Source organism: Reinekea marinisedimentorum (assembly GCF_004341165.1).
GTDB lineage: Bacteria > Pseudomonadota > Gammaproteobacteria > Pseudomonadales > Natronospirillaceae > Reinekea > Reinekea marinisedimentorum.
Map to the genome: position 1 here is coordinate 1 of NZ_SLZR01000041.1, position 3,873 is coordinate 3,873.

General features: G+C 43.3%; 5 protein-coding genes. All 5 read left to right on the top strand.

Annotation, left to right across the window (positions count from 1 at the left end):
* Window positions 1-268 (top strand): IS3 family transposase (locus BCF53_RS18915; protein WP_165902003.1); only part of this gene is annotated, 268 nt, incomplete at its 5' end.
* 19 nt (window positions 269-287) lie between these two features.
* Complete coding sequence (locus BCF53_RS18920; protein ID WP_132704315.1) at window positions 288-800, top strand: hypothetical protein; 513 nt, start codon at window positions 288-290, stop codon at window positions 798-800.
* A gap of 193 nt (window positions 801-993) precedes the next feature.
* A complete protein-coding gene (locus BCF53_RS18925; RefSeq protein WP_132704317.1) occupies window positions 994-2,565 on the top strand; it encodes an IS1182 family transposase in 1,572 nt (523 codons plus the stop codon).
* Window positions 2,566-2,788: 223 nt separating this feature from the next.
* Window positions 2,789-3,382: a GrpB family protein gene (locus tag BCF53_RS18930; RefSeq protein WP_165902004.1), complete on the top strand. Its 594-nt coding sequence runs from the start codon at window positions 2,789-2,791 to the stop codon at window positions 3,380-3,382.
* Window positions 3,383-3,470: 88 nt separating this feature from the next.
* A complete protein-coding gene (locus tag BCF53_RS18935; protein WP_132704321.1) occupies window positions 3,471-3,737 on the top strand; it encodes a hypothetical protein in 267 nt (88 codons plus the stop codon).
* Window positions 3,738-3,873 lie beyond the last annotated feature (136 nt).

Below are 3,873 nucleotides of genomic sequence, written 5' to 3' on the forward strand. Positions count from 1 at the left end.
CAGGGAATATCAGGACTATGCGCGCTCCTTTGGGATAACGCTGAGCATGAGCCGTAAAGGAAATTGCTGGGACAACGCGCCGATGGAGTCTTTTTTTTACAGTCGATTGAAGGTGGAATTGATACACGGTACAGAATGGGGCTCGCTCAACGAGCTTAAGTCGAGTATCTTTGAGTACATTGAAATTTTTTACAACCGTCAGCGACGTCATTCTAGCTTAGGGAATTTAAGCCCTGAAACGTTCGAACAGAAACTGTTGTTGGCATAACAAGGGGTGTCTACTTTTTGTGGGTAACACCAAAGCAATGATCAACCGCCTACTATGGATCACAGCCATCGCAACGATATTTTTGGCCTATCTGCTGTGGGATGCTCGTGGTGCAACTCGCAACACCGAAGAAATCGCAGCTTTGGAAAAGCGGCTGGTTCATGCTAAGTGCACTCAGCCAGAAATGGTCGATCGGCATTTACTTCAACAGTCTTGGTTCCATGATGAAAATTTTAGCGAATTAGCAGGCGCATTTGGCCAATTCACCTTCTCACTATATGAACGAGGAACTGCCGAGCCAAGCCCACTTGAGGGAGCATATTGTATTGAGGGAAAAATATTGCACGTCAGATACTTTGAGCGTAGTTACGTACCTGTTCGCATCAGACCAACCGAAATGGCCATTGAGTTCGGTACCACGCTAAAGCCCTTAGGTGAAGATATGATTACGGTGAGGGAGCTTAATAACGAACGTATGGTGTTGTCATTCAACAGCGATGGAAGCGAGCGTGTATTCTACCGGAAAAACTAAAATTGCTTATAACAAAAAGTTCAACGCGGACCCTGCGAATCGGTGCGGCTTTTGTGGCGCTCGAAAGCTCGCATATTGCCACAAAAGCTGCACCGCTTCGCAGGGCCGGTTAACTTAGCGTTCAGGCTGTAGAAAAACCTCCCAATAAACATCGTTTCGCTTTAAAATGGCGTAAAACAACGGAGTTTGTTTTATGCCCAAGTTCAAACACTACGACTTCAATCAAACGGCCATGGTCGTTATCGATTACCAGCAGCAACTTCAACCTGGCACGTTCGAACATGCCATTCATTTTTTAATCCACAATAAACTCGATCTCAGTATTTTTAATGACCTTTACGCTAACGACGATGGCGGTCGACCGGCTTATGATCCAGCGATTCTTCTTTCGATAATTCTGTTTGCCTACTCCAAAGGCATTACCTCTAGCCGCGAGATACAGTGGTGTTGCGAGACTAATATTATTTTTAAAGCTCTGTCGTGTGATACCGTTCCGCATTGGACCACCATTGCCAAGTTCGTCAGCCGTTACCCAAAAAAAATGACCGACTTGTTTGAGCAGGTATTGTTGATTTGCCATCAGGAAGGTTTGATCGGTAACGAACTGTTCGCTATCGATGGTTGTAAAATGAGATCAGATGCAGCCAAAGAGTGGAGCGGAACGTTCAACGAGTTGGATCAGAAACGGAAAAAGCTCAAGCGCCAAATTAAGTATCACATCACGGCTCATAAGGAACTTGATAAGCAAAATACTGAAGCTAGTGAACAGCGTAAACAACGTACAGAACAGACCATCAACACACTGGAAAAGAACTTCAAGAAAATCGATCAATTCCTAAAGACGCAAAGCCCAAGGATGGGCCAAGGCAAAAGAAAAACGGAAGTTAAAAGCAACATTACCGATAACGACTCCGCTAAGATGACTACTAGTAAAGGCACTATCCAAGGTTATAACGGAGTGGCCACGGTGGATAAGAAGCACCAAGTGATCATCGACGCCACCGCCTTTGGCGCAGGTCAGGAGCATCATACGCTCACCCCGGTCATGGAAGCGGTACTGCAACGCTTTCGACGTTTGGGCATCTCCAAAGACATCTACAAAGAAAATGTAATTGTCACTGCCGATACCGGCTTTGCCAACGAACAGAACATGAAAATGCTCAATCGGCATAAGATCAATGCCTACATCCCAGACAACAAATTTAGAAGCCGTGATCCCAAGTTCCAGGATCAAAAACAAAAGTACGGTAAACGCAAAGCGCACCTTAGAAAAACCAAACCTAAGAGTCTCTTTCCAGCCACGGACTTTATCTTCGACCCACAAACCAAAACTTGTATTTGCCCAGCAGGAAATAAGCTCAGTAATCGCGGTGAACGACCCATCGAGAACGGTACAGATAAGATTTACTTCGAAGGCCGCCTCAGCCAATGCAAAAACTGCAGCCTAAAGCATCAATGCATGAAAAACCCCAGTGCAGCGGATCATCGCAAAGGTGCAGGGCGACAGGTCAGCTTTATTGTTAATAAAGCTACTCAGTCTCCCTATACCGAATGGATGAAGCACCGGGTGGACAGTGCCGAAGGCAAACAGATCTACAGCCATCGCATGTCTGTGGTCGAACCCGTGTTTGGCAATATTGGGACGAACAAAGGCTTAAATCGGTTTAGCTTACGAGGCCTAGAGAAAGTGAACGGGCAATGGCAGTTGTTTAGTCTGATCCATAATATTGAAAAGTTATACAAATACGGCGAATTGAGACATTAGCCAGCCAGAAGCTAGTCTTTAGGCAATCCGCATGTAGAGTCTAGAAACGATGGGCTAGCAGGGCTTTTGAGCTGATAGTAGATATCTGTCATAAAATGGCGAATGATCAGTTGAAAAAGGCTACGGATGTGGCAAATTGATAGGAACTACAAATTAAAGGAAGCCTTGGGGTTGTTCTGCTTAAAGTGGGTTAATCTACAGGCTCGTTACATGTAGGTGAATAGTGCCAAAAATAGAGATTATTGAACCGAGGATTACTTGGAAAAATGAATTTGAAGAAATCAGAAAGGACCTAGTTTCCATTCTAGAAGGCTTCATTATGTGCATTGATCATATAGGTTCCACGTCAGTTCCTCATTTGCCTGCAAAAAATGTAATTGATGTACAAGTTACTGTTTCTGATTTGAATAAGCCGTATGCAAAAGAGCAATTAATTGATGCCGGATATAATTATAGAATCGGAACAGATAGAGATAGCTTAGTTGGCTTTGACGAAGATTCTGAGGAACTAAAGAAACTGTTCTTTATGGAAAAGCCGAGTTCGAGGCGTTGCCATATCCACATAAGAGAATATGGAAGGGAAAATCAAAGGTACCCGTTGCTTTTTAGAGACTACCTTATTGCTGATAGCACAACTCGTGAAGCTTATGCTTTGGTTAAGAAGGAATTAGCTATTAGGTTTCCAGATGACCCAGATGCATATTATGCTATTAAAGACCCATACATGGATACAATTTATAGAGCAGCTTGTATGTGGGCAGAGAAAACCGGTTGGACATCAAATGGCGGTCTACCTACACATGTAACAAGCGAATGAAATATCGCGCATTTAAAGACACCGCTTCGCGGTATGCGCTGGACTCGCAACAAGTTGCTCGCCATTTATGCGGGCGTTAAATTTTATAGTGATGAATAGAAATCAAGTGCTTGCTTTAGTTATATCCATCGTTTTAATTGCTAGCTTCTTATATTCAAAATTTGAAGGGGTGGGTCCAAATATTCATTTGGCAAATGCTACTGCGCATGAACATCTTAAATGGGAAATGAGAAATCTAGGAATTTCGTTTAATACAGAAGTTATGGGAAATGGCAATGAGCATATCTTTTGGAACGAAGAAGATGATGAGAAAGTTAGAGAGTTAATAGAAATTGTCATTGAAGAGTATTATTGATTCAGTGGCACATAAATTTAACAAGTGCGGGCTGTGGACTCTGAACTTCCCCCGCTTTAGTGGACACCTCTAGCTAACTTAATTAGAGGTGTTTATGCCAAGATACAACAATCCTAGAAAGACCTGGGAGTATTCA

Coding starts and splice junctions, on each gene's coding strand:
- BCF53_RS18925 (WP_132704317.1), top strand. CDS start 994: ATGCCCAAGTTCAAACACTACGACTTCAATCAAACGGCCATGGTCGTT.